Origin of the sequence: Streptomyces sp. WM6378 (genome assembly GCF_001279695.1) — a bacterium.
Lineage (GTDB): Bacteria > Actinomycetota > Actinomycetes > Streptomycetales > Streptomycetaceae > Streptomyces.
In genome coordinates this window covers 18,248-42,857 of record NZ_LGDD01000343.1, presented here as the reverse complement: position 1 = coordinate 42,857, position 24,610 = coordinate 18,248, and the positions used below count along the sequence as shown (strand labels likewise).

Below are 24,610 nucleotides of genomic sequence, written 5' to 3'. Positions count from 1 at the left end.
TCCCTGATCGTCAGCTGGTCGCGCTCGGCGGGTTGACCGCGGGGATCCAGCCCACCAGGCGGCCGCCGGAGTAGATCAACCCGCCTATGCCGAACGCGCCGTTGAGGCCGCCCCAGACGTACCAGAGCGGCGAGATCTTGCCGCCGACGGCCGCCATGATCGCCGACAGGTCGCGGAAGCCGCTCAGGCCGCCGATGACACCGGCCCAGTCCTTCGCGAACTTCAGCGGATTGCTGAACAGCGTCGCCCACATCTGGAGGGCGGCCTTGCCCTGCATGCCCGCCGAAGTCCAGAGCCCGAACTCGGGGGTGACGGCGCCCAGTTTGCCGAGCAGCCAGTTGGTGGCCGGGTTGTTGAACCAGTCCGACATGTTCGTCCACCCGGTGGCCGGGTTCGGTGGTACGAAGAAGTCAGCCGGGGTCGTCTGGATGGTGGTGATGACCGTCGGTCCGCGCCCCCCGGGGCCCAGCTGGGTCAGCTGGATGGGGGCGCCCGGTCCCCACTGGAGCTGTGGCGGGTTGATCGTCACCGGCCGCGGTCGGCCGGCGAGGCTGCCGATGGTCTTGGCGGCGTTGGCCAGGCCCTTGGCCGCCGCCACCGAGGCGATGGCGCCGAGGCCCGCCAGACCGAGCCCGACGGCCCCGAGGACGACGTCGACGATGCTGCCCCTGCCGTCGACGTACAGCACGATGTTGGCCACCAGAGCGATGGCGCCGGCGACGAGGCCGCCGATGATCAGGATGTTCACGCCCGGGATGAGGATCGCGAGGACGCCCAGGATCATGCCGATGATGCTGAAGACCTGGCTGATCTTGGCCATGACGGCGTCGAGCTTGTCGCTGAAGGAGTCGTTCAGCCCGTCGTCGTACCGCTTGGAGTTGACCGCGTCGCCGAAGCGCTTGCCGGCCACATTGAGCGCGTCCAGGGCGTTGTTGAGCCGTGTCTTCGCGGCCGACATGCTCGCGTCCGCCTCGGAGACGGCCTTGTTCTTGTCGTTGCCCTTCTGCTGCTCCTCGGGGGAGGTGATGCCGTCCGGGCTCTTCTGCGCGTCCGGCAGGGCGTGCGCCTTGGTCTGGGCGGTCTCGGCCGCCTCGGCGTCGTGCAGCGCGCCCTCGGTCTCGCTGAGGCCCCGGTCCAGATCGGGCTCGTACTTGGCGATCTCGTTGGACACGTCGTGATAGCGCACGCCGGCTTTGGTGAGGCTGTCCTTGAGGGAACCGGCGTCCTTCTTGAGGCCCTCGACGTACTGGCCGGCGAGGCTCTCGCTGTTGCTGTCGACGATCATCCCGAGCCTGGCGTTGGCGTCGTCGATGGTCGTGGCGATGTGCTCGTAGCGCGCCTGCGACTGGCGCACCCGGTCGGGGTCGGCGTGGATGGGGTCCTTGTCCAGGTCCAGCGGCGACCAGTCGAGTTTCCTGATGGACATTCAGTTCTCCTTTCCCCTGGTTTCCTTGACTGCTCGTCAGCTTTGCTGGAACGAGTCGAACAGTTGCTGGTCCGCCTGCTCCCACGTCTCGTTGACCTTGGTCACCTTGTCGCGGAGGGTCTTCATGCTCTTGACCATGTCGTCGCGGTGGACGGTCCAGTTGTCGGCGAAGTCGCCCATCGACAGATTGGCGTTGTGCTGTCCCCAGAGCCCCTTGTCGTCGTTCTGGAAGTCAAGGGCCCCCTCGAACTGGCTGATCAGCTCGTTGAGGTTGTCGACGAGTTGTTGGAGGTCCCTCACCACGAGGTCGGCCATCACTGCTCCCGGTCGTCGTGGGCGGGTCCGCCGGGCCGGGCGGACGGGATCTGGGCGGTCAGCGGAATGCCGCTGCCCAGGTGCACAAGGGCGGCGCCCGGTACGACCCGGGCGGCGAGCTGGGATCGGGAAAGGCGGACGCCCACCAGGTCGCCGTCGCTCATGGTGGGTGGCGACAGGAGGGCGCCGCGCCGGTTCCGCTTGACCTCGGACTGCCAGCCGGAGAAGCCCGCCGCCACCGAGGAGACGTCCCCGGCGATGACCACGCCCCGCTTACGGCCGGAGGCCGTGCGGACGAAGGTCTTCAGCCAGTCCCGGCACGGCAGGTCGCGCCACAGCTCGGCGTCGTCGACCAGGAGCACCACCGGACCGTCGCCGGGGTCGAGGAGCTCGGCGAACTCCGCCTCGGCGGGGGCTTCGCCGGTGATGACGCCCCGCACACCGGGCCGGCCCTCGAAGCCGCGCAGCGGGGAGTTCATCGGGGCGCCGATGACCAGCTCGGTGCCGCCGCGCAGCAGCGACTCCGCCATGACGCACAGAGCGGTGCTGCGGCCGGACCGGGGCGGTCCGGCGACCAGGAAGGTCGGCTGATCACCCAGGAGGTCGGCTCCGGCCGGTTCCAGGTCGTCGCCGGCCACCCCGATCAGAGCCCACATGGGGGCCGGGGTCCCGACCGTCTCCCACACCTGGTCGAACTCCAGCTGCGTGGGCAGCACCGCGATCCGGTTGGGCCGCGCCGCCTTCGGGACTCCCGCCTCGCGCTCGACGAGCCGCTCGGCCAGGGCGTGCACCGCGGCGACCTGGGCCGGGCCCGCCGGATCGGCCGCCACGAGCGCGACCTGGGTCTCGACCGCGCTGCCCGCGCGGTAGCCGCGGCCGGGCGGCAGGTCCTCCGGGATCTTCCGCGGGTTGAGGCCGGCCAGGCTGGCGTCGCTGCGGTCCGAGAGCCGCAGCACCAGCTTGTCCTCGCACAGCGAACTCATCCGGCCGCTCAGCAGCATCCGGTCTCCGGCGATCACCAGGTGCACGCCGGCGCTCCCGCCCTCCCGGTGCAGGGTCTGGATCAGCTCGGTCAGTACGCCGCCGTCGTACTCGCTGAGGGTTCCCATGAACCCCTCCCAGCGGTCGAGCAGCAACAGGATGTGGGGCAGCCGCTCCGCCTCCGGCCTGGCCGCACGCTGCTCGGTCACATCGGCGAACCCGCCCTCGCCGAGCAGCCGTTGACGGTCCTGCACCTCGGTGTGCAGACGTCTCAGGAGGCGTACGGCCCGGTCGGTCTCCGTGCGCTGTACGACCGCGCCGCAGTGCGGCAGCCTGGTGAGCGGAAGCAGGGCGCCGTTGCCGCAGTCGAGCCCGTACAGATGCAGGTCGGCGACGCTGGAGGCGCTGGCCGCCGCCGCCGCGAAGGTGCGCAGCGCGGCGGAGCGCCCGGAGCGCGGGGCGCCGATGATGTGCAGGTGTCCGAAGGTGGCCAGGTCGACCGTGACCGGCTCCTGGCGCTGCTGCGCCGGCAGGTCCTGGACCGCCCACGAGAACGACGGGTTGGGGGCCGGTTCCGCCGCCAGGTCGACCACCGGCGACAGCGGCAGCGGCGGCAGCCACGGGCGGCGCTGCGCGGCGATGCCCAGCATGTCGTTGGCCTGCCTGATCGCAGTCACCAGGACGGAGAGGTCGGTCGCCTCGTCGGTCTCGGCCTTGCGGTGCGGGCGCTGGGGCGCGGGCATCCCGAAGTCCTGCCACGAGACGGCCACCGTGGCCGTCCGGTCGGCCAGCGGGCGCCGACCCCCCCACCCGGCCGGTCTGGAACGGGATCAGCGAGCTGTGCCCGAGGCGGGCGTAGGCCCGCCCGGGGGTCGACGCCGCGATGCTCGCGGCCTCCCGGGCGTCGATGACGTCGGTGCTCTCGCCGACGTCGGTCACGCGCAGCGCGACCCGCAGGTTGGTGTTGGCGCGGATCTCCGCCGACACCACACCGGAGGGGCGTTGGGTCGCCAGGATCAGATGGATTCCCAGCGAGCGGCCGCGCTGTGCGACGTTGACCAATCCCGTGACGAAGTCGGGCAGTTCACGTGCCATGGACGCGAACTCGTCGATGACGATGAGCAGCCGGGGGATCGGCGCCAGTTCGGGGCGGCGGCTGGCGTAGTCGAGGTAGTCCTCCAGGTCCTTCGCTCCTGCGGCCGCGAGCAGGTGCTCGCGATGGGTCAGCTCGGCGCTCAGCGAGGCCAGGGCACGCTCGACCAGATGTGTGTCCAGGTCCGTCACCAGGCCGACGGTGTGGGGGAGTTGGACGCAGTCCTTGAACGCGGCGCCGCCCTTGTAGTCGACCAGGACGAAGGTCATGGCGTCCGGGCGGTTGGCCACGGCCAGCGACGCCACGAGGGTCTGCAGGAACTCCGACTTGCCCGAGCCGGTCGTGCCCGCCACCAGGCCGTGCGGGCCGTGGCCGACCAGGTCGAGGAAGAAGGGGCCGTTGAGCGAATAGCCGACCGGAGCCTTGGTGCCGCGGCCCGAGGCGCGCCAGCGGGAAGAGACCGCGGCCGCGCTCGGTTCCTCCAGACCGAGGAGCTCAAGGAGGCGCGCGGAGGCGGGCAGTGCGGCCTCGCCCTGGTTCTCGCTGACATCGCGCAGGGGCGCCAACTGGCGCCCGGTGGCCGCGTACCAGCTGTCCGCCACCTCGTCCGCGAGGATGCCGTCGATCTGCGCGGCACGCTGCTGGCGCAGGGTGGCCGGTCCCGTGGCGCCTCCGACTACGACGGCGGTGCACTCCTCGGGCAGGGTGCGTTCGTCGGCGTCCACGCAGATGCTGAAGACGCCTACCGCTGGCCCTTCCTGAAGGATCGTCACCACTCCCGGCAGCGCCCGAAGCCGTCGGGCACCGTCCAGCACCACGACGACGTCCGGGTCCGCGAGCACCGCCGCGGCACCGGCATTGAGCTGCGCCTGCTGGCGGGCGTTGATGAGCTCGACCAACTCGGCCACCCGGTGACCGAGCGTCTCGGCGTCGGTCCCCACCAGCGCCAGGGCCTGCTGCCCCAACTGCGGCCGGGTGTGCGGCAGCCAGGCCGCCCACTCCCACAAGGCCCGTCCGGTCGGATCGGTCAGGATGTACAGCTGTACGTCGCGCGGGCTCTGCAGCACGGCCAGCTGTCCGAGCAGCCAGCGCGCCATGCGCCGGGGCCATTCGTCCCGCCCCGCGACACCGACGACTCCCGTCTGCGCGAGGGAGAACGCGGCGGGGACGTCCGGCGCCGCCCGCAGCTCCCGGCGGCGCTGCTGGATGCCGCCGCCCTCCTCGACGGCGATCTGGGTGGGCAGGTCGGCGATGCCGACCCGGACCAGGAGGTGGTCGGGATCGGTACGGCGGCGCTCCCACAGCCGGGCCCGGGGACCGGTCGCGATGACGAGCAGCTCGCCCGGGTCGGGGCTGGCGTCGCGCCGGTCCAGGCGTTCCTGGCCGAGGGCCGCGGCGATCTCGCCCTCGATCGTCTCCAACTGGTCCCGGTATTCGGCCACTTGGCGCCGGTGGCTGATGCGGCCCTGGCGCCGTCCGGAGAACCAGCTTCCGAGCACCATGACCGGCGACATCGCCGCCATCATGAGGTACATCGGGTTGTGCATCAGCAGGGCGAACAGGCCGCCGGCGGCGGGCACGGCGGCCGCGATCCACGGCAGTGCGCTCAGGGTCGCCTGCCTGGGCTCGGTCGGCAGGTGGAACTCGGTGCGCCGCACCGGCGGGAGCAGCCGGGGCGGACGGTTGTAGTCCAGGTACTCGCCGTCGGGCGAGGGCTCGACGACGGCGTCCGGGCGCAGCTGGGGATGCGCCTCCAGGAGGGTGTCCCCGATCAGGAGCTGGTGCCGCTCCGGCCAGCCGACTTCGCGGTCGGGCAGCGGGCTGCGGTCGAGCTGGGCGGAGGCGGCGACGGAGCGCACGTGCACCGAGGCGTCGAGGGAGACCCGCAGAACGGCGACGACCTCCGGCTGGTCGGCGCCCACGGTGATGCGGCACCCGGCACCCGATCCGATGCGGTGCTCGCCCGCATCCAGGTACCAGACCCGGCCGGCGCCGGTGCCCGCCACCGCCCTGATGGTGACCAGACCGGTGCGGGGGCCCGCGCCGAGGCCGGGCCGGCCGAGCCACAGCACGCTGCCGTCGTGGATCCCGGTCTCCGACAGGGGCTGGGACAGGTCGAGCGGTTGGCCGGCGAGATGGACCTCCGGCTCGGCCGAGGGCATGGGCGGTGGGGCCTGCCACACGTCGAGGCTGTCGAGCAGGCCCTTGACGACGTCGCGGAGCGGGGTGGTGGGATCGGCGTCCACCACCACGTCGGCCGACCAGTCCGGGAGCCGGGCAATGGTGATCATCATGGGCATGGTTCCCCACCCCTCATAAGTCCGGGCGCCCGCGCCGATGGCGCTGACGCGGGGCGCGTGTGCGGTGCCGACCGGGTGCGGGCCGGCGGGTACGTGCCGGAGTCGGCCGCTACGTACTGCTGAGCCGGCCGCTGCCTACGTCTGGGTCGGCTGATACGTACGTCCGGGCCGGCCGCTACTTGTTGAGGGAGCCGGAGAGCTGCTGGTCCATGTCACGCATCGCGTCCACGGCCTTGTCCAGCCACTGCGACAGCTGGTCCAGGCTCTCCATGACCTGGTTGGCCGAGGTCACGAACTCGGTGTGCGTTTCCTCGAACTTGCCCGACGCCTGCTCGGTGACGAAGCCCGAGCTGGTCAGGCCGTCGACGATGTTCTTGCACTCGGTGAGCTTGGCGTCGATGTCGGCCTTGTTGTTGCGCATCTTGCTCGCGCTGTCCGACATCTCCTGATAAGTGACGTTCAGGTTTGCCATGGATGTGCCCCTTCCGGTGTTGCCGAACGTGAGGGTGTGCCGACAGGTTCGGCACGGACGCGGTCGATGCTAGGAACGGGCCCAGTGGCGGTCCAGCGCCACGGTGGTGGACGTGGGCCCCAGGGCCCAAGCCCTGCCCGTACTGGGCGTTGACGCCTCGTCAGGCGTCTTTCGACGCGGTAGACACCGGGGTGTACACACACCGCCCGCCGACCGTCGAGGAGACAAAGGTGACACTGCCGAGCCGATCCACTGACCGCGTTCCTCGCCGCGGGAACTGGCTTGCGGGGCTCCGTCGGCAGCGCACGGCCGAGCCACGATCGGGGCCGGCCCCGGGCGCCGACCACGGTTCGTGGACCGTGGACCGGGTCGTGCGCGTCCTGGCCACCTCCTGCGAGCGGGCCAACCGCGGCGTCCCCGTGGCCTACGCGGTCGTCCTGGGGCCGGACACCGTCCGGTTCCACCTGAAGAACCCCGACGAGCGGCCCCCCGCCGGCTGGACCGCCGAGTCCGGCGGCCGGACCTGGCACGCGCAGCTGCACTGGCTGCATAGCGCGAGCGTGGCGGAGTCGCTGCGCGAGCCGTATCCGCAGCTTGTCTCGCTCGGCCACACCAGCAAGGGGTTCGTGCTGCTGAACCTCAGCCAGGCCGGCGGGATCGTCGCGCTGGAGGGCGACAGCCGGCAGGCCAGGGCCTTGGCCGAGGACTGGACCGGCGAGCTCACGGCGAGCCCGTGGTCGCAGGGTGTGCAGGTGGTCCGGATCGGCTTCAAGCCGGGCGCCGCGGAACCGGCCGCCGGAACGATCGAGGTGAAGAGCCTGGCCGAGGCCGAGGCGGCGCTGTCCGACGAGGGCGGCGGGGTGCTACTCCTGTCCGGTCTGCCCGGCGGCCGGGACCGCGAACGCGTCTACACGCTGGCCAATGATCCGGAGGGCCGGTGGTCGGTGGTCGTCGCCGACGAGGTCGAGCACCCGCGCTGGCGCTTCACCATCGACCCGGCCGGCATCGTGAACACCGGGCTCCTGGACGAGCCCGTGGCACACCGGCTGAACGCGGACCTTGGCGCGCCCGTCCCCGTGGACGCCGACGCGAATGCCGCACAGCCGCAGGGCGCGGCCGTACCAGGGAGCCGCAGGGCCGAGCGGCGGTTCACCCGCCGGCGGGTCATCGTCGCGAGCGTGGTCGTGGCCTGCCTGCTGGGTACGGGACTGACGCTCGGGCTGAGGGGAACCTCCTCGCCCTCCGCCCCGGTGGGGCAGGCCTCCAAGACCCCGGGGACGCAGTCGAAGGCCCCGGCGGACGCCGCGAACATCAAGGGCCAGGGCTGGTGGCCCACCGAGGAAGGGAAGGGCGCCACGGCCAAGGACGGCGCGGGGCGGCACGATGCCCGGCTCGAAGGCGGCGTGTCCTGGACGGACGCGCCCAAGGGCAAGGCGCTGCTGTTCGACGGCTCGACGGGGTTCGCGGACACGGGCGCCCCGATCATCGACACCGCCAAGGGCAGCTACTCCGTGACGGCCCGGGTGCGCCTGGATGCCGAGGGGTTCCGTACGGCCGTCTCGCAGGACAGTGAGACGGCCAGCACCTTCTACCTCCAATACCTCGGCGACGAACGCCGGTTCTCGTTCAGCTTCGCCAACGCCCGTGCCGTGGCCCGCGATCTCGGCCCCGCGCAACTGGGCCGCTGGTACCACCTCACCGGGACCTACAGCCAGAGCGACGGCTGGCTCCGCATCTACGTGGACGGCAAGCACATGGGCGCTGTGCAGGCCCGCAACACGGAGACGGCGACGGGCAATCTGGTGATCGGCCGGGGCAAGAGTTTCGGCAAGCTCGCGGACTTCTGGCCGGGCGCGATCACCGACGTACACGTCTTCCAACGGACCCTGAAACCATGGGAGATCGCGAAGCTGGCCACCGCCGAACCCAAGTGATCGCGGGGCCCGGGTGGCGTCACTGCGGCCCGCCGCAGCGGCGACGGCGCCCAGCGCCATTCGCGCATGGACGGAAGCGGCCCACTGATGCCCGGCGGGTATCACAGCTGCCGAAACAGGTCTTGGACCGGCCGCCCGTGTCGACCGCAGTCTGTAAGTGAAGTCTCCGACCGAACCAAGGACGAAGGTCATGAAGGTTTTCCTCACCGGTGGATCCGGATATATCGGCAAGGCCACGATCAGTGCGCTGATCCGGCACGGGCATACCGTGGAGTCGCTGGCCCGCAACGAGCGTGCGGCCGACACGGTGAGCGCCCTGGGGGCGGTGCCCGTGTTCGGCGGCTTGGGTGACCTCGGTGTCCTCAACGCTGCGGCGACCAGGGCCGAGGCGGTTGTGCACCTGGCGCAGGCGGACACCGGACAGGCCGATCTCGAAGCCGCCACCGCCATGCTGGACGGGATCGGCACCGGCACCTATGTGCACACCGGCGGGACCTGGGTCTACGGCGACACCGACGGGATGGCCGACGAGACTGCGGCGTGGAACCCGCCTCCGGTGGTCGCCTGGCGGCAACCCGTCGAGGAGACGGTGCTCCGGCGTGCGGAGCAGGGGGGTCGTCCGGTGGTCGTCCAGCCCGGCCTGCTGTACGGCGGCGAGAACCGGCTGATCGATCTGTTCTACACCGCGCCCGGCAAGGAGGCGGGCGCCATCCCCTACATCGGCGACGGCGCAAACCGTTGGGCGCTGGTCCATATCGACGACATCGTGGAGCTGTACGTCGCCGCGCTCAAGGCGAAGCCGGGCTCGGTCTACGTCGGTGTGGCCGGGGTGAACCCGACCGCCAAGGACGTCGCCCTGGCCGTCAGCCGAAGCGCTGGTATCGACGGCAAGGTCGAGTCGATCTCCCTGGCGCAGGCTCGTGAGCGCATGGGTGCGGTCGCCGACGCGTTCGCTCTCGACCAGCAGATGACACCGGCCAAGGCCCGGACCGAGTTGGGGTGGACGCCCGCTCACACGGACCCGCTGACGGCCCTCGCGCGTCGCTGAGCCCGGGGGGGCCTCCCGGACACCGCTGCGCGGCCGGGAAAGCGGCGCACGGGGGGCCGGGCGGGTAGATTTCGGGACCAGCACGTTGGCCGCTGCGGCAGGTCCGCCGAGCCGATCGATCCCGGGAGGCGCGGGCGCGTCCTGCGGGCGTCACGGCGAGAAAGTGGACGGTGAGTCAGAGTGGACGTCGATCTGCGAAAGCTCCGGTATTTCGTGGCGGTGGCCGACGAACTGCACTTCGGACGGGCGGCGGAGCGTCTGCACATTGCCCAGCCTGTGCTCTCCCGGCAGATCCGCGCACTGGAGGACGAACTCGGGGCGGAGCTCTTCGCCCGGGACCGCCGGGGCACGTTGCTGACTCCGGCAGGCGAGCAGCTGCTGGAGGACGCGCCCTCCCTGCTGTCCGCGTCGCAGGCGCTCCTCAGGCGCGTGCAGTCCGCCGCCGAGGGCACTGCGAGATTCACGATCGGCTTCATGCCCGGCATCACGCTGACCTCCGCGGTCCTCGCGCTGACCGCCCGGCATCCGAAGCTCGACGTGCGGCTCCTGCGCACCAGTTGGCACGACCAGGTGGAGGTCCTGCGGGACGGCCGGGCGGACGTCAGCATCGTCCGGCTCCCCGTGGACCAGAGGGATCTGCACGTACGGCCGCTGTTCGAGGAGCCGCGCGTCGTCATGCTCCCGGCGGGGCACCGGTTGGCAGGCAAGGCGTCGGTGGCCATCGCGGACCTGGCCCACGAGCACCTGCTCCAAGACCCGGACGCGGTGCCGGAGTGGCGAGACGTGGCGCTGGAGATGCGGGAGAAGAACCGCCCCAAGGTGCCGGTGATCCACCAGGTGGAGGAGAAACTGGAGCTGGTGGCCGCCGGTTCAGGGGTCTCGGTGCTCCCGCTCTCCACGGCCGGCTTTTACACCCGGCCGGATGTGATTCCCGTACCGATCGAGGACATCGGACCCAACCGGGTCTGTCTTGCGTGGGTGGCGACACGGCGTTCGCCGCTCATCGACGACTTCGCCGAGGCCGCCGCTCGGACGATCGGGGCGGCTGCTTCGGACACGTCGGCCTGACGGGTCGGTTCTGAGCCAGTGGCATCGCGCCCGTGCCCAAGTTGGGCCGGTGGTCGCTCCAGGGCAGCAGTCTTCAACCAAGGGCCTGCTCTGGCCCGGGGCGGCCGTCGACAGAAGGCACGCTTCTCCTCGGCCCACCCGTGGGGGCCGTGCCGAGTTGCCCTCGGGCCCCACCCCCCAGGGCCGACGCGAAGGGCAGCAGGATGGCCGACCAGGACGAAGAGCGGGACTACGCCGCCGCACTCGACACCGCCGAGCGCCTGCTCGGCATGCGGCTGGAGCGGTTCCTCCAACCCGGCGTGGGCGAGCCCGCCAATGGGGCGGACTTCAAGCGCCTCGCCACGGTGCACACCTTCGGCGACGCGTGGCCGCGCACCGACGTCCTGGACACCCACACCCGGGCCCTCCTGCCGGTGACGATCGCGGCGGTGCTCGGCACCCTGGAACCGCTGCGCGGCCAACTCCGCATCGCGCTCAACGCTCGGTAGCTCGCTGGGCTCATAACCCAGAGGTCGCAGGTTCAAATCCTGTCCCCGCTACTGCTGAAGAGGCCCGGATCCGTGTGGATCCGGGCCTCTTCGCATCGGAGCTGCCCGAGGGCGAGGTCCTCCGGTACAGACGATCCCTTCTGGCGGCAGCCGGGTCTGTCGCGGTGTTGCTCAGTGCCGGGGCGCCAGCCGGTCTTCGCCATCCCCGACGTCGTCCTCGGCGGGGTGGAGGAAGTCGTTGAGCCGGATCGGGGTCTGCAAGTGGGGCCGCTCCAAGCCGACGGGCAGGGGGCCGAGTTCGGCGGTGAAGTGGGTGGGGTCGGTGGCCTTCCGCACCGGCACCCTGCCCCGCGCCATGGCTTCCCTGCGCAACCTTGCCATCAGCGTCTTCCGCCAGGACGGCCAGACCAACATCGCCGCCGCCCTCCGCCACACCGGCCGCGACTACCACCGGCCCCTTGGAGTCGTACTCGCGGAACGTGCGGTCCCGGACGTGGTGCAGGAGGTTCTCGATGCCCCAGTGGCCTCTGATCCAGGTGGCGAGCTCGGTGCAGGTGGTGTCGAAGACGCTCAGGCTGGTGATCAGTTAGACGCGCTCGATGGTCAGCTTCCCTGTGCTCAAGTCGCGTCGCTACCGTACGACTTGGATCGCCTGGCGGGCGCCGGGGTAATCGAGGTGGCTGAACGCGGTGACCTTGAGCCGGCGGATCTCGTCGCGCTGGTGGGCATGGTCGCGGGTGCGGTGCCGGAGCGGGATGTCCCGCCAGGGCGGTTTACCGACCTGGGCGTACAGGCCCGGATGGCTCTTCTTCACGACGGCCACGTAGTGCGCACCGCGACTGATCAGATGGGCCCCGTGGTCGTGCTGGGTGTGCAGGGCGTCGGCGGTCACGACCGTGTTCTCCAGCCCGAGACCGTCCAGCAACGGCGCGAAGGAGGGGATCTCGTTGCTCTTGGAAGAGACCTGGCGCTGGGCCAGGACCACGCCGTGGTGGTCCATCGCCGCCAGCAGCTGGATCGCCGCGGCCGTTGCGCTTCGCGATCCGCGGACCACCTTGCCGTCGACCGCGATCACCCGTCGCACCGGCCCATTCTCCGTCTCCGGCTCGACCGGGAGTGGCGTTCTGGCCTGCAGATACGCGCTGATCGCCGCGTCCAGCGGGTCACCGTCCACACGCTGCAGCAGGCGGCGCACGGTTGCGGCATGGGGCATCGGCCGTACTTCAGTAAGCGGATCGGCTGCACACAGCAACGCGAGGGTCGGATGCTGAAGTGCTCGCGCATCGCGGGGGATTGGCAACCAGGATTAGGAAACGCGGCAGGTCAGCGACATCGCTTGAGGTGAGGGGATCCGTCGGGGAGCCCAGTTGCTCCAGCGTGGAAGGGATGGGCGATGGTGTTCGGGCAAGGTACGGTCTCGCTCGGTTCTCAAGGGTCTCGACAACCACACGATCACCAGCACCGTGCCTGTTCTGCTCTCCCGGACCCCTTGCCGCACAGCGGACATGACGCCACGTCACTCACGAGGCCGGCGAACCGGACCCATCACCATCACGCAATGCCCCTGGGCGTTGAACGGCCCGACGTGACCGTTTCCTGGCGCGTCTTTCAGAGATCCTTAGGAGTAGTCACGCGTATCCGTTCCGCCCTGACCGCGTACGCCCTCGCAGCCGGCATCCTGCTCGGTGGTGCTGGAGCCGCTCTCGCTGACGGGGGTGACGGGCTCGTGCAAGCCACCGCCTCGCCGACTTGACGAACGGCATTAGGAATCATCCCCGCGCGGACTCCGTTCTCCTGGACCATCAAGATCCAAGTCTCTCCGGTGTCCGAACTCCAGGGTCAAGGCCCGGGCCCCGGGGCAGGAGAGTGCCGCGGTGGGTCCGGGCGCGAAGGTGCTTGCCGAGCTCGCCGCCCGAATCGCCGATGGGCGCCTTGAGGTGCCCATCGCGAGCGTCTACCCGCTGGCGCAGGTACGCGAGGCATACACCGGACTCGAACGCCGCCACACCCACGGCAAGATCCTCAGGCCCTAGCTGTCCGCAGGCGTCGCAGGGTGCGGATGAGTGCGGGTGCGAGCAGGAGCAGGGTGGCGGTTTCGACCAGGATGCTGATCAGCGACTGGGGCGACGGTTGCAGGCCGCGTTCGACGAAGCCGAAGACGCCGGTGGTGCGGGAGACGGCGAATCCGCCCAGGGCTCCGGCGGCCGCTCCCGCGGCGGCGAGCCGGATCAGCGGGGGGTCGCCGATCAGCAGCAGAGCGGCGATCGCGAAGGAGGCGCTGGCCTGAAGGAGGAACATCACGCCGATGACGTGGATGTAGCGGTAGCCGGTGATGTAGAGCTGGGCGTGGATGTATCCGCTGGCCGCCAGGGTGGCGGCGAGTCCGGTACGCGGGACGATGGTCCGGGCGAGTGTGCTCTTCATGCCAGCCTCTCGTCGGTGATGGCCAGGGCGGCGGTGCCCCGCCGGTAGGTCACGCTGCGGATGCCGAGGGCGGATTTGAGCTGCCCGGCGGGCAGGACCTGCGGGGTGGGTGCGGCGCCATGGCCAGGGGCGGGGAGTGGGTAGGCGGTAGTTGTGGCGGAGTGGAAGGTGACGTTGCCTTCGGTCCTGCTGAACAGCTGGTGCACATGGCCGTTGAGGCAGGTGACCGAGGAGAAGCGCTTGAGCAGGGCCAGGGCCTGCAGCGCGTCGTCCGTGCTCCAGCCCCACTTCGGGTACATCGCGAACAGCGGGATGTGGCTGAACACCACGATCGGGGTGTCGGACTTGAGCCCTGCGACGTCCCTGCGTACGAAGTTGATCTGGTCGGTGCCGAGGTGTCCGAGCTTCTCCAGGCTCAGGGTGTTGACCAGGGCGATGAAGTGGACGCCGTGGGTGTCGAAGGAGTACCAGCCCTCGCCCGAGGTGCCGGCGCCGAAGCGCTGCCGGTAGGCGCGCCCGGCGTCGCCGACCGAGTCGTGCTCCCCGGGGACGGTGAACACCCGGCCTGTGCGGACGCCGCCGAGCATCTGCTGGACCTGGTCGAACTGGGCCGGGGTGGACAGGTGCGTGAGGTCGCCGGTGTGCATGACGAAGTCGGGGCGGAACCCCAGGGTGTTGATCTGTTCGAGGGCCTGGTTGAAGGAGCCGGTCACGTCGGTGTTGGCCGGGCCGCCGAAGCCGATGTGGCTGTCGGACACCTGGACGAACCGCAGGGCGTTGGCATCCGCCGCAACGGCGGCTGCGGCGGTGCTGTCCTGGTCGTGAGCGATGTGGCTGACGACCTCGCCGCCCGCGACCGTCAGCACGACGGCGGAGCCGAACCATCCGGCGTGGCGGAGCAGTTGGCGCCGGCTCATGCCGTGCTCGGAGGCAGGTCCGGACTGGTGGGCGGTGGGGTCGGCGGGGCTGTGGGGGGTGTCGGTCACTTCGTCACCGTCACGGTCGCGGTCATGAAGGGGTGGATGGTGCACAGGTAGGCGTAGGTGCCTGGGGTGGTGAACGTGTAGGAGTAGCTCTGCCCCGTACTGAGGGCCGCGGACTTCAACGGGCCGCCGGTTCCCTGGCTGGTGACGGTGTGGGCGTCGGCGTCCCGGTTGGTCCAGGTGACGGTGGTACCAGCCTTGACGACCAGCGCGGCCGGGGCGAACGCGAAGCCCTTGACTGCGACCGTGTCACCGCCCACCGTCGCCGGGGCGCTGGCGGCGGAGCCGCTCTGGGCGGGAGGGCTCATGGTCATACCCGGCATGGCGGTTGGGGCGGTGAGCGGGCCGGTGGCGGTGGAGCCGGGCGTCCCGGCCAGCGACTGTCCTGGCCCGGGGGACAGCGCGGCCGGGTGGGCGGGGCTTCCGCAGGCGGCCAGCAGCATGCTCGTGCCCAGGCCGGCAAGGCTCAGGACGGCCGGTTTCAGCATGCGGGACGTGCGGCGGTGAACGTGCAGGTTCATGACTCTCGTCTCTTCGTCTGGCGCGGGGCGCCCAGGGCCGGGCAACGACCGGCGTCCCGCGAACTCACATTGGAGATAGGGGGCGGGGTTACACCGCAGAACACATCGGTGCACCGCAGAGACCGCAGCCCTGGCACGGTGTAACCCGGGGCGCTATGGCTATTGGCATCGTGGAAGGCGCCCCGGGCACGGTCACCTGCGTCGCCCCACCCATGGGGAACGTCACCCTCACTCTGCGCCCGCTGGACGAAAGCCTGCCCAAGGCCGCCAAACTGTTCCCCACCCAGCCCTCAGCCTCCCTGAGCACCCAACGGACCGCCCTGGTACGCGCCGTGAGGAAGGCGGCAGCGGTCATCAAGGCCAAGGGCGCTGGCGGTTACACGGCCGGAGTGTTCGGGTGGAAGGACCGCTCGCTCACCTTCACCCGCGCATCGGGGACGTCGACCAGCAGGCCCGCGTACGCGGAGTCGAGGTCCCCGTGGTGTTCACGCACGGCACCGAGGAGACGCTGAAGGACCGTCCGTTGGTGTTCAACCCGGCCTTCCTGCTGGAGGCACTCGACTCCTTCACCGGCGACAGCCTGACCCTCCACCTGCCGGCCGACCGACGACAAGAGGACCACGGGCCCGATGCTCCTCACGGACGGCCCAGAGATGGCCGGGCAGGGCTGTGAATGTGCGAGGTGGTGGCAGTGGTTGGTCATCAGTGGGGCAGGTCTTCGTGGGGTGTGTTTCTCTGCAGGGCAGCGCGTGTGTGCGGGTGATCGGGGCGACTGCTACGGGGTGACCGGTTGACTGTCATGAAGGGCTCAGGACAAGAGCCGGACAAGAGCCGTTTCCTGTCATGGAGTTGCCTGTTCCTGTGCACGCGTTCTGGGGTGCGGCGTGTGCTGGCGGCTATGGCGAAGAGCCGGCTGGCGAGCGTGGGGCGTAACCGGACCGCTCGCGTTCCACAGCAGGGCCTTGCCGTCCGCCACGCCCGCTGTCAGCCGGTGGCCGTCCGTGGAGAAGGCCACCGCGTAGATCCGGGAGCCGGATGCCAGTAGCCGCGTCACCTCGGCCGGATGGCCAATTCCGCTGACGCTGATCAGCCAGACCGCGTTGTCGGTCCGGTGGACGGGGGGTGTTGTGATGGCGCTGGGGGGCCAGACGAGGCGCATGTGGCCCCAGCGGGCTCGGGTCGCGTCGAGGGGCGGACGATCAGCTCGGTGGGTGGTGACGTCGGCGGCTGTGCTAGCCCGCGGCCTGGTCTGCCGGGGGTGATCGAGCCGAGGATGCTGGGGTGGCGCGCGCCGGTACAGGTGGGGATCGTTCCCGGGAGGCTGTGAGCCGTGAGCCAGCCGAGCACCGCGAAGGCGTAGGCTTCCTTCGCGCCCGACGGCAGTCCGAGTTCGTCCGAGGTTCGCAGCACGGTGGGGCCGGCGTCCTTGTGCCGGGCCATTTCCTCCGCCAGCCACCGCATCAGCACCGGGTTGCGGGTTCCGCCGCCCGAAGAGATCACCTCCGTGGTGCCGAAGGGCCGGAGGGCGTCGGCGACGGTCCGTGCGGTGAGCCGGGTCACCGTGGCGAGGACGTCCTCGACGGGCACCGGCCCGCACGCGGCCAGTGCGGTGCGCAGATAGGGCCAGTGGAACAGTTCCTTGCCCGTCGTCTTGGGGACGGGCAACGCGTAGTACGGCTCGTCCAGCAGCCGGTGAAGCAGTGGCTGGTGGACGCTGCCCCGTGCGGCGAGCGCGCCGCCGGTGTCCATGGAGGGGGCCGAGCCTGAGGCGTCGGGTCGCGCCAGCTCTCTTGCGGCCGCGTCGATGAGCGCGTTGGCGGGGCCGGTGTCGAAGGCGAGCGGCGAGCCGGCCGCTCCCTGCGGTACCACCGTCACGTTTGCGATACCACCCAGGTTGAGCGCGACGGGCACGCCTGGACGGCCGCGCAGCCACAGGACGTCGACGATGCTCACCAGAGGCGCGCCCTGACCCCCGGCGGCCACGTCCCTGGTCCGGAAGCCGGATACGACAGGACGGCCCGTCGCCTCGGCGATCCAGGCCGGTTCGCCGATTTGGAGGGTCCCGTGCACCCGGCCGGCCCCGGCCCAGTGGTAGACGGTCTGCCCGTGCGAGGCGATCAAGTCAGCCCGACCGTCGCACAGTTCGGCGTCGGCCCGGACGGCCAGCGCGGCGAACTCCTGCCCGATGCGCGTATCGAGCCTGCATACCGTGGCCAGGTCGGTGCCGGCGGGTGGGAGTGACCGGGCCAGTTCCGCGCGGAGTTCGTCTCCGTACGGTGTGCTGATCGTGCCCAGCGGGGTGAGGACCAGTGTGCTGCCTTCCAGGGCCACGTCGGCCGCGGCGGCGTCGATGGCGTCGTACGAGGTTCCGGACATCAGGCCGATCACCCGCAGGGCGTTCGTCCGGGGTCTGTCCGGGCGCGAGTCGGCTGTATGCGGGGCATTGGCTGGCGGGCCTTTGTCGCGCCGGACGTTCACCGCAGGCTCCTTTGGTGGGCGTCTCCGCTCAGTGTGAGCAGCGCGGCGAGGCTGACGGTGCAGGCTGCCGCGGCGTAGTACGCGGGGATGTCCGCGTCCCCGGTCCGCTCGATGGCCTCGGTGATGATCAGGCCGGCGCATCCGGAGAACACGGCGTTGGAGAGGGCGTACGCCAGCCCGAGTCCCGTGTAGCGCACGGTGGTTGGGAACATCTCGGCCAGCATCGCCGGCCCGGGCCCGGCCATCAGGCCGACCGCGGCGCCCGCGACCAGGAGCAAGGCCCCCTTCACGTACGAGGGCGTGCCGGGGTCCTGTACCAGGTTGAGCAGCGGCAGCGCGAACACGGCGACCAGCAGCGCACCGGCCAGCATTACCGGTCGTCGTCCGATCCGGTCGCTCAGCTCGCCGGAGGGCAGGATCGTGGCCGCGAAGCCGACGTTCGCCAGCACGGTGGCGATCAGCGCCTGCTGGAACGAGACGTTCGCGGTGTGCTGGAGGTAGGAGGGCAGGACCACCAGGAAGGTGTATCCGGCGGCCGACCATCCCGTCAGACGTCCGATGCCCAGCGCGATCGCTTTGACTGTTTCTCCGGTGGGTGGATGCCTCAGAGTTTCGCTTTCCTTCGTCACGGCAGAGGCTGCGAAGGCGGGCGTTTCGTCCAGGTGGAGACGCAGCCACAGGGCGCCGAGTCCCAGTGGCAGCGTGAGCAGGAACGGCAGTCGCCATCCCCATCCGTCCAGTTGCGCGGTGGTAAGCACCGTCGCCAGAAGCGCCGTGGTGCCGGCGCCCGCGAGCAGACCGATCGACACGGTGAATGACTGCCACGCCCCGTAGCGTCCCCGGCGCCCAGGCGGCGCGAACTCCGTCATGACCGCCACGGCGCCCCCGAACTCCCCACCTGCCGACAGCCCTTGGACGACGCGCAGCACCGTGAGCAGCCAGGGTGCGGCGGCGCCGACGGACGCGTACGTCGGCAGCGCGCCGATGAGGGTCGTGGCGCCGGTCATCAGGCAGACGACCAGGACGAGCACGGGCCGGCGGCCCATTCGGTCGCCGAGCCTTCCGAACACGGCGGCCCCGACGGGCCGGAAGAAGAACGCGAGCGCGAAGGACGCGTACGTCCTGACGAGGCCTTCGGTCTCACTGCCTCCCTCGGGCGTGAAGAACCGTGCGGCGATGACGGTGGTGAGATAGCCGTAGACGCCGAACTCGTACCACTCGATGAAGTTGCCGACGGATCCCGCCAGCAGTGCCCGGCGGGGTCCGGGAGACCGGACCGGAGCGGGGTCGGGTGGGGTCATGGAGCCAAGCGTGCTGACCGAGGCCGGACTCCACAAGCCCCGTCCGCCATCTGCCGGAGACCAGGGGCCGGAAGAGGCGTCCGCGCCGTATCGGTGCTCGCCCTGGCCGCCGCTCTCGTTCCTGGTCACGACACCGTCGCTCCACCCGTGAGCAGCAACTGGTTCCACAGCGCTTTCTGGTGAGTTCGCCGAGCAGGATCGCGGGGCGACGTACCCCGCGATGACCTGGCCGCGCACACCGGGCGGTAACCAGATGCACCCGGGGGCAGCGTGCGCAGCGTCATGCGGATGGTTTGGGAGGCTCACCGGCTGAAGGGCCCGACGAGGGGCGATCGCACGGGTGGTGGGGGTTGTTCAAGAGCCGGTGAACAGTTGCTTGAGCTTGAGCCCCAGTTCGTACATGCCGTACGCGAACGGCACACCGACCCACAACCAGGCGACGGCGAACAGGGCCTTTTGGCGGACCGTCATGACAGCGCTCCCTTCTCCGGTGCGAGGAGCGTCGACTCGCCTTCGGCGGACGGGGATTCGTGGTGGCGCGGGTGAACGGGGCGTACCAGCTCGTTGGCCGCGAAACCCACCGCGAGGAGCCCGATCATGATGAAGAAGGAGGTGCTGTAGAGGTCCGGTCCGGTGCGTCCGGCATTCTTCTGCGCGTCGGCGATGGCGTTGACGATCAGCGGGCCGAGGACGCCCGCGATGGACCAGGCCGTGAGCAGCCGGCCGTGGATCGCACCGACCTGGTAGGTGCCGAAGAGGTCCTTGAGGTAGGCGGGGATCGTGGCGAAGCCGCCACCGTAGAAGGAGAGGATGACGGCGGCGCAGACGATGAACAGTGGCTTCGAGGCGTTGCCGGTGAGCGCGATGAGCAGGTACATCAGCGCTCCGATGCCGAGGTAGCCGCGGTAGACGTTCTTGCGGCCGAGGACGTCGGAGGCCGAGGACCACAGGATGCGGCCGAGCATGTTGGCGAGCGATAGCAGACCGACGAAGCCCGCGGCGGCGGCCGCCGCGACTGGTGACGCCGTACCGGCGAAGAAGTCCCCGATCATCGGCGCGGCCTTCTCCAGGATGCCGATTCCGGCGGTCACGTTCATACAGAGCACTACCCACAGGCACCAGAACTGCGGGGTGCGCACGGCGTTGCGGGCGGAGACCTCCCCGCCGGTGGCGGCCGGGGCCGCGTTCGCCGGCGGGGAGGGAGGCCGCCAGCCGTCCGGGGGCAGCCGCACCAGGAGTGTGCCGAGCGTCATGAAGACCGCGTAGCCGGCCCCCATCACGAGGAAGGTCCGCGCGATGCCCGCGGAGTCCGCGCCGAAGGAGGAGAGCAGCTGGGTGGAGAGGGGCGCTGCGATGAGGGCGCCGCCGCCGAAGCCCATGATGGCGATGCCGGTGGCCATGCCCGGCCGGTCGGGGAACCATTTGATGAGGGTGGAGACCGGCGAGATGTAGCCGATGCCGAGTCCGATGCCGCCGATGAAGCCGTAACCGAGGATCACGAGCCAGTACTGGCGGGTGGCGGCGCCGAGCGCGGCGACCAGGAACCCGGAGGAGAAGCAGACCGTCGAGACGGCCATCGCCCACCGGGGCCCGTTGCGCTCCACGAGGGTTCCGCCGAAGGCCGCGGAGAGGCCGAGCATGACAATGGCCAGCTGGAACGGCAGGGCGGACGCGGTACCCGACAGGCTGAGCGAGGACTCCAGGGGCGGTTTGAAGACGCTCCAGGCGTACGCCTGGCCGATGGCGAGGTGGATGGAGAGCGCGGCGGGCGGCACGAGCCAGCGGCTCCACCCCCGTGGGGACGGTGTGCGCGAGCGGGCGAGCATGTCGCGGACCGTACAGCAGACCGGCAACTCCCGGAAGACCGCCAGCCGTTGGCGGAACAGGCACATCGCATACGCGGACCCGGGCCTCGACGGCGAAGACCTGTGCCCGCTCCCGCCGGTCCTGGCGATGGCTCCAGAGGCCGCGAACGCCGTGTGCGCCACCGGGCGTTGCTCTGCTCGACGATGTGGCATGGCGCGAACCGGCAAGAGCTTGCCCGGGAATCTTCCGCCGCCACCGGTACGCCCCGAGTCGTGTACGGGGGCAGGTTGGTGGCGGCGGGCGTGGTTCCGGTCTAGAGCTGGGTGGCGCCGCCGTCGACGAACAGTTCCGCCCCGGTGGTGAAGGAACTCTGGTCCCCGGCCAGGTAGAGGGCGGTGGCCGCGACCTCGTCGGGGCGCCCCATGCGGCCGAGCGGGGTCGGTGCGGCGGACTCCCCGGGCGCTGCGGCCTGATCGCTCTGCGGGAACGCCGCCCGGATCTCGTCGCCGCCGGGGGTGGCGACAGGGCCAGGGGTGAGGGCGTTGACGCGGATGCCGCGGCCGGCGAGTTCAGCGGCCCAGGTGCGGGCGAGGCTTCGGATCGCGGCCTTGGTCGCGGCGTAGACACCCAGCCCCGGGACGCCGATCAGGGCCGCGCTGGAGGAGAGCAGGATCACCGAGGCGCCGACGGGCAGCAGCGGCAGCGCCTTTTGGACGGTGAAGATGGTGCCCTTGAGGTTGATGGAGGCAGTCCGGTCATACTCCTCTTCGGTGATCTCGCCGAGCGGGGCGAAGCCCCCGACTCCGGCGTTGGCCACGACGATGTCGAGACGGCCGCTGCGCTCGGTGATCTCGGCGAAGAGCCGGTCGAGATCGTCGAGTTGCGACACGTCGCTCTGGATGCCGATGGCGCGGCTGCCGACCTGCTCGACGGCGGCCTCCAGTTCGGCCTTGCGGCGGCCGGTGAGGTAGACGGTGGCGCCTTCGGCGGCGAATCTGCGGGCGATGGCCAGGCCGATGCCGGTGGAGGCCCCGGTCACCAGGGCGGTCTTGTTGTCCAGCTGTCCCATGAGATCCTCCCGGATCATCGTTGACGTAACCATGTTTGTTACATTTTCGGGCGCGGGAAGCGCCGGTTCGCGGCCGGGGAGGCCGACGGTCGACGCTAGGTGGTTTTCAGTACGTCGTGCAGTACGTCCTCAAGCGTGGTCTTCGCCAGCTCCTTGCGGAGGGTGGCTTCGACCCCGTCATAGACGCTTGCCATGGCTGGCCCGATGCCGTGGCCCACAACGCACTCGGGATCGGGCGTGGCGCGGTGCAGGGCGAAGATCGGCCCCGACTCCACCGCCTCGTAGACATCGAGCAGGGTGATCGCCGACAGGTCTCGTGACAGCATCCAGCCGGCGCCGGCGCCCCTGCGCGAGTCGGCCAGCCCGGCCGTGCGCAGCTGGGCCAGCAGGCGACGGATCACCACGGGATTCGTATTGACGCTCGTTGCGATCTGCTCGGAAGTGGCGACCTCGTGGCCGCGGCGCTGATACAGGCCGATCCAGGTCAGGGCGTGCGCGGCGATGGTCAGTCTGCTGTTGGCGCTCATGTCCTCACCTCGCCTCCGGCCGTATGGTAACTGTATTGGTTACGACGGCGTTGGGCAAGCCCCTTCGAGGGGGGCTGCCAAAGCCCCGAACTGCTCAACACGCAGATCAGGAAACGGACTTCGGCCCCCCCCCGCCGTGTCACCGCGCCACATCGCGCAGGGTCTGCTCCTGGAGGGAAGAACCATCAGGGCAGTCCCTGGCAGTGGTCAACGGCCACTCGCCGCTCTCTGCCCGTCACGCGTTCGCCCATGCGCGATCCGTCGACCGTAGGCCCGGCCAGCCTCAACCTTCGTGTTCGGCCGAGCTGTCATCTCTTCATCACATTGCCATGAAGCGGTCATCACATTCGCGGGTGACGTTGGACGGCATGCCCACTCCCTGCAACAGCCTTGCACCCCTCGGCACACCGTCGCGGAGCCACCCGTGACACGGATGCATCGCCGACCGACCCGGCGCGGCGTGTTCATCCTCGGGGGAGGTCTGCTACTCGCTCCTGCATCGGCGAGCGTCCTCTTCTGGGAGGGACCGCCAGCGCAGCAGACCCCAGCCTCTGCGGAGACCGACGCCGCCCAGCGGCCCGTCCCCGGGTTGACCGGTCCGGCCTCCCCGCCCCTCGGATGGATGCCCGGCATCATCCAGAAGCCGATCAAAGAGAACTTCAGCCGAGGCGGGCGGACGAGCCAACTGGGTCTGGTCCTGCACGTACAGGAGGGTGAAGGGTCGCTGTTCGAGCGGTTCTCCGACCCCGCGACACGGTCTTCAGCCCATTTCTGGGTGTCGCAAGCGGGCGAGATCGAGCAGTACGTATCGGTCCAGGACCAGGCCTGGACGCAGAGCGCGGGCAACGCCGAATGGGTGTCGATAGAGACTTCGGGCTTTGCGGGTAAACCGCTCACCACGGCGCAGGTCGATGCCGTCGCCCGTGTCTACGCGTGGGGCGCCCGCGAGCACAGCTGGCCGCTTGAGGTGACCGACTCCTCGAAGGGGCGGGGGCTGGGCACCCATGCCATGGGCGGAGCCCCCTGGGGCGGACACGCATGCCCAGGGACGATACGGGCGGGGCAGCGCGAGGCGGTCATCAACCGCGTACGGCAGTCTCACGGGACCTGACGACCCTGTGCCGCTCGTAAAGTCATCAGGGCGTAGTGCTGCGCAAGGGGACGGCGGCTACTACGGGATTGTGGTTGGTCTCGGTGGGCGTACACCTCGGACTGAGCCTGTGGGTTGACCATGTGGCCGGGGTCGGTGTGCTGGGCGGTGTGTCGCTCTACGCATATCTGGCGATCGGCCTGGGGACGCAGAACCCCTTGGTACGTAGCCGGTCCACCGCGCTGTGAACGAGGCCTGACACGACGTGGCCAACTGGCTCAAACTTGGCTTCCAACAGCGGTGTGCGCATGTCCTGCATCCTGGTCGATCCGAGCCGCCAAGGGCGGCGGGCACAGGGAAGCTAAGCGGTCTTGGAAATTTGTGTACGGCTTGGGGGACAGCCGTCCGGCGGTTGGACGGGGCTATGCCCGTGGTTGCGTCTTCCCGGGCCTGTACCGTCGGCTGACGCCCCGGATCGTACGTCTCCTGACCGCCGCCGGTTCGACCACGGGATGATCGCCTCCCGGCTTCTTGCCGCCGACTGGGACACCTGGCCCGCACCGGCGCGAATAGCCGTGGAGAAGGTATGGCATGCCTGGTGGCGTTCAGCTCTGCACACCCAGCCGAGCACCGGACACATCACCCACATACTGGAAACGCTCTCGGTCACCGCTGGCACTCGCCCCCTGGCTCGCCGCGTGGGCCGAAACCCGCACCGAGGCGTCAGACCTGCATCTGAGCGATGCGCTCGACTACTGGCTCTGCGAGGGCGAACTCGCCGATCTCCGTCTCGGCTTCTACGGCGAACTGCACGCCACACCCGAGCTGCTGCCCTGGCTCCTGCCCTTGGAAACCGGCCGCATCGGCGCCGCTCACCTGTGGACTCGATCATGCTCCACATCCGCGGAGGGTGGCCTCATCGGGCTGAGGCCAGCCCCGGAGGGGGTGGCGCCGGGGCCGACACGGGCGGCCCGTCGCCGTGCAACCGGACCCGCCCCCTGCCCAGCACGATGAGCCGTCTCGTCAGCGGCCCGCGCTGCGCGCGGGGCCAGGGTCCCGCCGGGAGAGGGCGTTGTCAGTCCCCCCGCCCGGGTGGCTGTGATCGGACAGCCGAATCACGTTGCCGTGACCGGCTACCGCGCCATCGCCTCTTGGGGTCCATTCCAAAATTTTGGAACGGCTGACTCGACAGCAGCGCCTCGCGTCCATGCGGCCAGGCCGGCGGTTCACGCTGGGGGCGTGGCGACGAGCGTGATGGCCGTCGGCGGATGGCTGGCAGACCGAAG

General features: G+C 70.2%; 22 protein-coding genes and 1 pseudogene. 7 read left to right on the top strand and 16 right to left on the bottom strand.

Annotation, left to right across the window (positions count from 1 at the left end; all coding sequences use genetic code 11):
- Window positions 1–10: 10 nt before the first annotated feature.
- The 5 genes and pseudogenes from ADK54_RS39665 to ADK54_RS39650 all read right to left on the bottom strand — a co-directional run bounded on the left by ADK54_RS39665 (window position 11) and on the right by ADK54_RS39650 (window position 6,587).
- On the bottom strand, window positions 11–1,426 hold the full coding sequence (locus ADK54_RS39665) for a hypothetical protein (protein WP_053730708.1): 1,416 nt from the start codon (window positions 1,424–1,426) through the stop codon (window positions 11–13).
- 36 nt (window positions 1,427–1,462) lie between these two features.
- Complete coding sequence (locus ADK54_RS39660) at window positions 1,463–1,741, bottom strand: hypothetical protein (protein WP_053730707.1); 279 nt, start codon at window positions 1,739–1,741, stop codon at window positions 1,463–1,465.
- Window positions 1,741–3,465, bottom strand: coding sequence for an FtsK/SpoIIIE domain-containing protein (locus tag ADK54_RS48650; protein WP_324610224.1), 1,725 nt, complete (start codon window positions 3,463–3,465; stop codon window positions 1,741–1,743). The genes ADK54_RS39660 and ADK54_RS48650 overlap by 1 nt, the downstream gene beginning before the upstream one ends.
- Window positions 3,466–3,775: 310 nt before the next feature.
- A pseudogene (locus ADK54_RS48645) lies at window positions 3,776–4,912 on the bottom strand (FtsK/SpoIIIE domain-containing protein); the annotation flags it as partial.
- A gap of 1,378 nt (window positions 4,913–6,290) precedes the next feature.
- Window positions 6,291–6,587: a WXG100 family type VII secretion target gene (locus ADK54_RS39650; protein WP_053730706.1), complete on the bottom strand. Its 297-nt coding sequence runs from the start codon at window positions 6,585–6,587 to the stop codon at window positions 6,291–6,293.
- Window positions 6,588–6,946: 359 nt separating this feature from the next.
- On the opposite strand from ADK54_RS39650, the gene ADK54_RS44350 reads away from it, so the two are divergent.
- From ADK54_RS44350 to ADK54_RS39630, 4 genes are all read left to right on the top strand, one after another.
- Entirely contained in the window at window positions 6,947–8,521 is a 1,575-nt protein-coding gene (locus ADK54_RS44350; protein WP_053730705.1) for a LamG domain-containing protein, read from the top strand.
- 190 nt (window positions 8,522–8,711) lie between these two features.
- Entirely contained in the window at window positions 8,712–9,569 is an 858-nt protein-coding gene (locus tag ADK54_RS39640; protein WP_053730704.1) for an NAD-dependent epimerase/dehydratase family protein, read from the top strand.
- Between the two features lie 180 nt (window positions 9,570–9,749).
- Complete coding sequence (locus ADK54_RS39635; RefSeq protein WP_053730703.1) at window positions 9,750–10,637, top strand: LysR family transcriptional regulator; 888 nt, start codon at window positions 9,750–9,752, stop codon at window positions 10,635–10,637.
- A gap of 203 nt (window positions 10,638–10,840) precedes the next feature.
- Window positions 10,841–11,125, top strand: a complete 285-nt coding sequence (locus tag ADK54_RS39630; protein WP_053730702.1) for a hypothetical protein — start codon at window positions 10,841–10,843, stop codon at window positions 11,123–11,125.
- Between the two features lie 171 nt (window positions 11,126–11,296).
- Here the strand turns inward: ADK54_RS39630 and ADK54_RS46510 are convergent, their stop codons facing one another.
- Both ADK54_RS46510 and ADK54_RS39620 read right to left on the bottom strand, forming a co-directional pair.
- Window positions 11,297–11,506, bottom strand: a complete 210-nt coding sequence (locus tag ADK54_RS46510) for a hypothetical protein (protein WP_159048028.1) — start codon at window positions 11,504–11,506, stop codon at window positions 11,297–11,299.
- 250 nt (window positions 11,507–11,756) lie between these two features.
- Window positions 11,757–12,338: an ISAs1 family transposase gene (locus tag ADK54_RS39620; protein ID WP_053730700.1), complete on the bottom strand. Its 582-nt coding sequence runs from the start codon at window positions 12,336–12,338 to the stop codon at window positions 11,757–11,759.
- 661 nt (window positions 12,339–12,999) lie between these two features.
- On the opposite strand from ADK54_RS39620, the gene ADK54_RS44345 reads away from it, so the two are divergent.
- The gene (locus tag ADK54_RS44345) at window positions 13,000–13,158 is read left to right on the top strand and encodes a zinc-binding dehydrogenase (RefSeq protein ID WP_078967002.1); all 159 of its coding nucleotides are present in this window, start codon (window positions 13,000–13,002) and stop codon (window positions 13,156–13,158) included.
- On the opposite strand, the gene ADK54_RS39615 is transcribed toward ADK54_RS44345, so the two are convergent.
- From ADK54_RS39615 to ADK54_RS48035, 3 genes are read right to left on the bottom strand one after another with little or no spacing between them, the layout of a single operon-like run.
- Entirely contained in the window at window positions 13,148–13,549 is a 402-nt protein-coding gene (locus ADK54_RS39615; protein WP_053730699.1) for a hypothetical protein, read from the bottom strand. The two genes, ADK54_RS44345 and ADK54_RS39615, sit on opposite strands and share 11 nt — an antisense overlap.
- A complete protein-coding gene (locus ADK54_RS39610) occupies window positions 13,546–14,535 on the bottom strand; it encodes a metallophosphoesterase family protein (RefSeq protein WP_053730698.1) in 990 nt (329 codons plus the stop codon). Before ADK54_RS39610 ends, ADK54_RS39615 begins: the two co-directional genes overlap by 4 nt.
- Window positions 14,532–15,053, bottom strand: a complete 522-nt coding sequence (locus tag ADK54_RS48035) for a cupredoxin domain-containing protein (RefSeq protein ID WP_234392402.1) — start codon at window positions 15,051–15,053, stop codon at window positions 14,532–14,534. The genes ADK54_RS39610 and ADK54_RS48035 overlap by 4 nt, the downstream gene beginning before the upstream one ends.
- A gap of 397 nt (window positions 15,054–15,450) precedes the next feature.
- Here ADK54_RS48035 and ADK54_RS39600 point away from each other — a divergent pair, with 397 nt between their 5' ends.
- Window positions 15,451–15,726, top strand: coding sequence for a hypothetical protein (locus tag ADK54_RS39600; RefSeq protein WP_053730697.1), 276 nt, complete (start codon window positions 15,451–15,453; stop codon window positions 15,724–15,726).
- Between the two features lie 413 nt (window positions 15,727–16,139).
- Here ADK54_RS39600 and ADK54_RS39595 read toward each other — a convergent pair whose 3' ends face one another.
- The 6 genes from ADK54_RS39595 to ADK54_RS39575 all read right to left on the bottom strand — a co-directional run bounded on the left by ADK54_RS39595 (window position 16,140) and on the right by ADK54_RS39575 (window position 22,234).
- On the bottom strand, window positions 16,140–17,447 hold the full coding sequence (locus ADK54_RS39595; protein ID WP_078967006.1) for an anhydro-N-acetylmuramic acid kinase: 1,308 nt from the start codon (window positions 17,445–17,447) through the stop codon (window positions 16,140–16,142).
- 80 nt (window positions 17,448–17,527) lie between these two features.
- Window positions 17,528–18,832 carry an MFS transporter gene (locus tag ADK54_RS39590; RefSeq protein WP_053730696.1) on the bottom strand — a complete coding sequence of 435 codons (1,305 nt, stop codon included), beginning with the start codon at window positions 18,830–18,832 and terminating at the stop codon, window positions 17,528–17,530.
- A gap of 354 nt (window positions 18,833–19,186) precedes the next feature.
- Window positions 19,187–19,303 carry an MFS transporter small subunit gene (locus tag ADK54_RS49030; RefSeq protein WP_420717479.1) on the bottom strand — a complete coding sequence of 39 codons (117 nt, stop codon included), beginning with the start codon at window positions 19,301–19,303 and terminating at the stop codon, window positions 19,187–19,189.
- A complete protein-coding gene (locus ADK54_RS39585) occupies window positions 19,300–20,658 on the bottom strand; it encodes an OFA family MFS transporter (RefSeq protein WP_053730720.1) in 1,359 nt (452 codons plus the stop codon). The genes ADK54_RS49030 and ADK54_RS39585 overlap by 4 nt, the downstream gene beginning before the upstream one ends.
- Before the next feature lie 293 nt (window positions 20,659–20,951).
- Window positions 20,952–21,707 carry an SDR family NAD(P)-dependent oxidoreductase gene (locus tag ADK54_RS39580; protein ID WP_053730719.1) on the bottom strand — a complete coding sequence of 252 codons (756 nt, stop codon included), beginning with the start codon at window positions 21,705–21,707 and terminating at the stop codon, window positions 20,952–20,954.
- Between the two features lie 95 nt (window positions 21,708–21,802).
- Window positions 21,803–22,234 (bottom strand): Rrf2 family transcriptional regulator, encoded by a 432-nt coding sequence (locus tag ADK54_RS39575; RefSeq protein WP_053730695.1) that lies wholly within the window; start codon window positions 22,232–22,234, stop codon window positions 21,803–21,805.
- 622 nt (window positions 22,235–22,856) lie between these two features.
- On the opposite strand from ADK54_RS39575, the gene ADK54_RS39570 reads away from it, so the two are divergent.
- Entirely contained in the window at window positions 22,857–23,345 is a 489-nt protein-coding gene (locus ADK54_RS39570; RefSeq protein ID WP_234392401.1) for an N-acetylmuramoyl-L-alanine amidase, read from the top strand.
- Window positions 23,346–24,610: the final 1,265 nt, after the last annotated feature.

Coding starts and splice junctions, on each gene's coding strand:
- ADK54_RS39665 (WP_053730708.1), bottom strand. CDS start 1,426: ATGTCCATCAGGAAACTCGACTGGTCGCCGCTGGACCTGGACAAGGAC.
- ADK54_RS39660 (WP_053730707.1), bottom strand. CDS start 1,741: ATGGCCGACCTCGTGGTGAGGGACCTCCAACAACTCGTCGACAACCTC.
- ADK54_RS48650 (WP_324610224.1), bottom strand. CDS start 3,465: ATGCCCGCGCCCCAGCGCCCGCACCGCAAGGCCGAGACCGACGAGGCG.
- ADK54_RS39650 (WP_053730706.1), bottom strand. CDS start 6,587: ATGGCAAACCTGAACGTCACTTATCAGGAGATGTCGGACAGCGCGAGC.
- ADK54_RS39640 (WP_053730704.1), top strand. CDS start 8,712: ATGAAGGTTTTCCTCACCGGTGGATCCGGATATATCGGCAAGGCCACG.
- ADK54_RS39630 (WP_053730702.1), top strand. CDS start 10,841: ATGGCCGACCAGGACGAAGAGCGGGACTACGCCGCCGCACTCGACACC.
- ADK54_RS46510 (WP_159048028.1), bottom strand. CDS start 11,506: ATGGCAAGGTTGCGCAGGGAAGCCATGGCGCGGGGCAGGGTGCCGGTG.
- ADK54_RS39620 (WP_053730700.1), bottom strand. CDS start 12,338: ATGCCCCATGCCGCAACCGTGCGCCGCCTGCTGCAGCGTGTGGACGGT.
- ADK54_RS39615 (WP_053730699.1), bottom strand. CDS start 13,549: ATGAAGAGCACACTCGCCCGGACCATCGTCCCGCGTACCGGACTCGCC.
- ADK54_RS48035 (WP_234392402.1), bottom strand. CDS start 15,053: ATGAACCTGCACGTTCACCGCCGCACGTCCCGCATGCTGAAACCGGCC.
- ADK54_RS39590 (WP_053730696.1), bottom strand. CDS start 18,832: ATGACCCCACCCGACCCCGCTCCGGTCCGGTCTCCCGGACCCCGCCGG.
- ADK54_RS49030 (WP_420717479.1), bottom strand. CDS start 19,303: ATGACGGTCCGCCAAAAGGCCCTGTTCGCCGTCGCCTGGTTGTGGGTC.
- ADK54_RS39585 (WP_053730720.1), bottom strand. CDS start 20,658: ATGCTCGCCCGCTCGCGCACACCGTCCCCACGGGGGTGGAGCCGCTGG.
- ADK54_RS39580 (WP_053730719.1), bottom strand. CDS start 21,707: ATGGGACAGCTGGACAACAAGACCGCCCTGGTGACCGGGGCCTCCACC.
- ADK54_RS39575 (WP_053730695.1), bottom strand. CDS start 22,234: ATGAGCGCCAACAGCAGACTGACCATCGCCGCGCACGCCCTGACCTGG.
- ADK54_RS39570 (WP_234392401.1), top strand. CDS start 22,857: ATGCCCGGCATCATCCAGAAGCCGATCAAAGAGAACTTCAGCCGAGGC.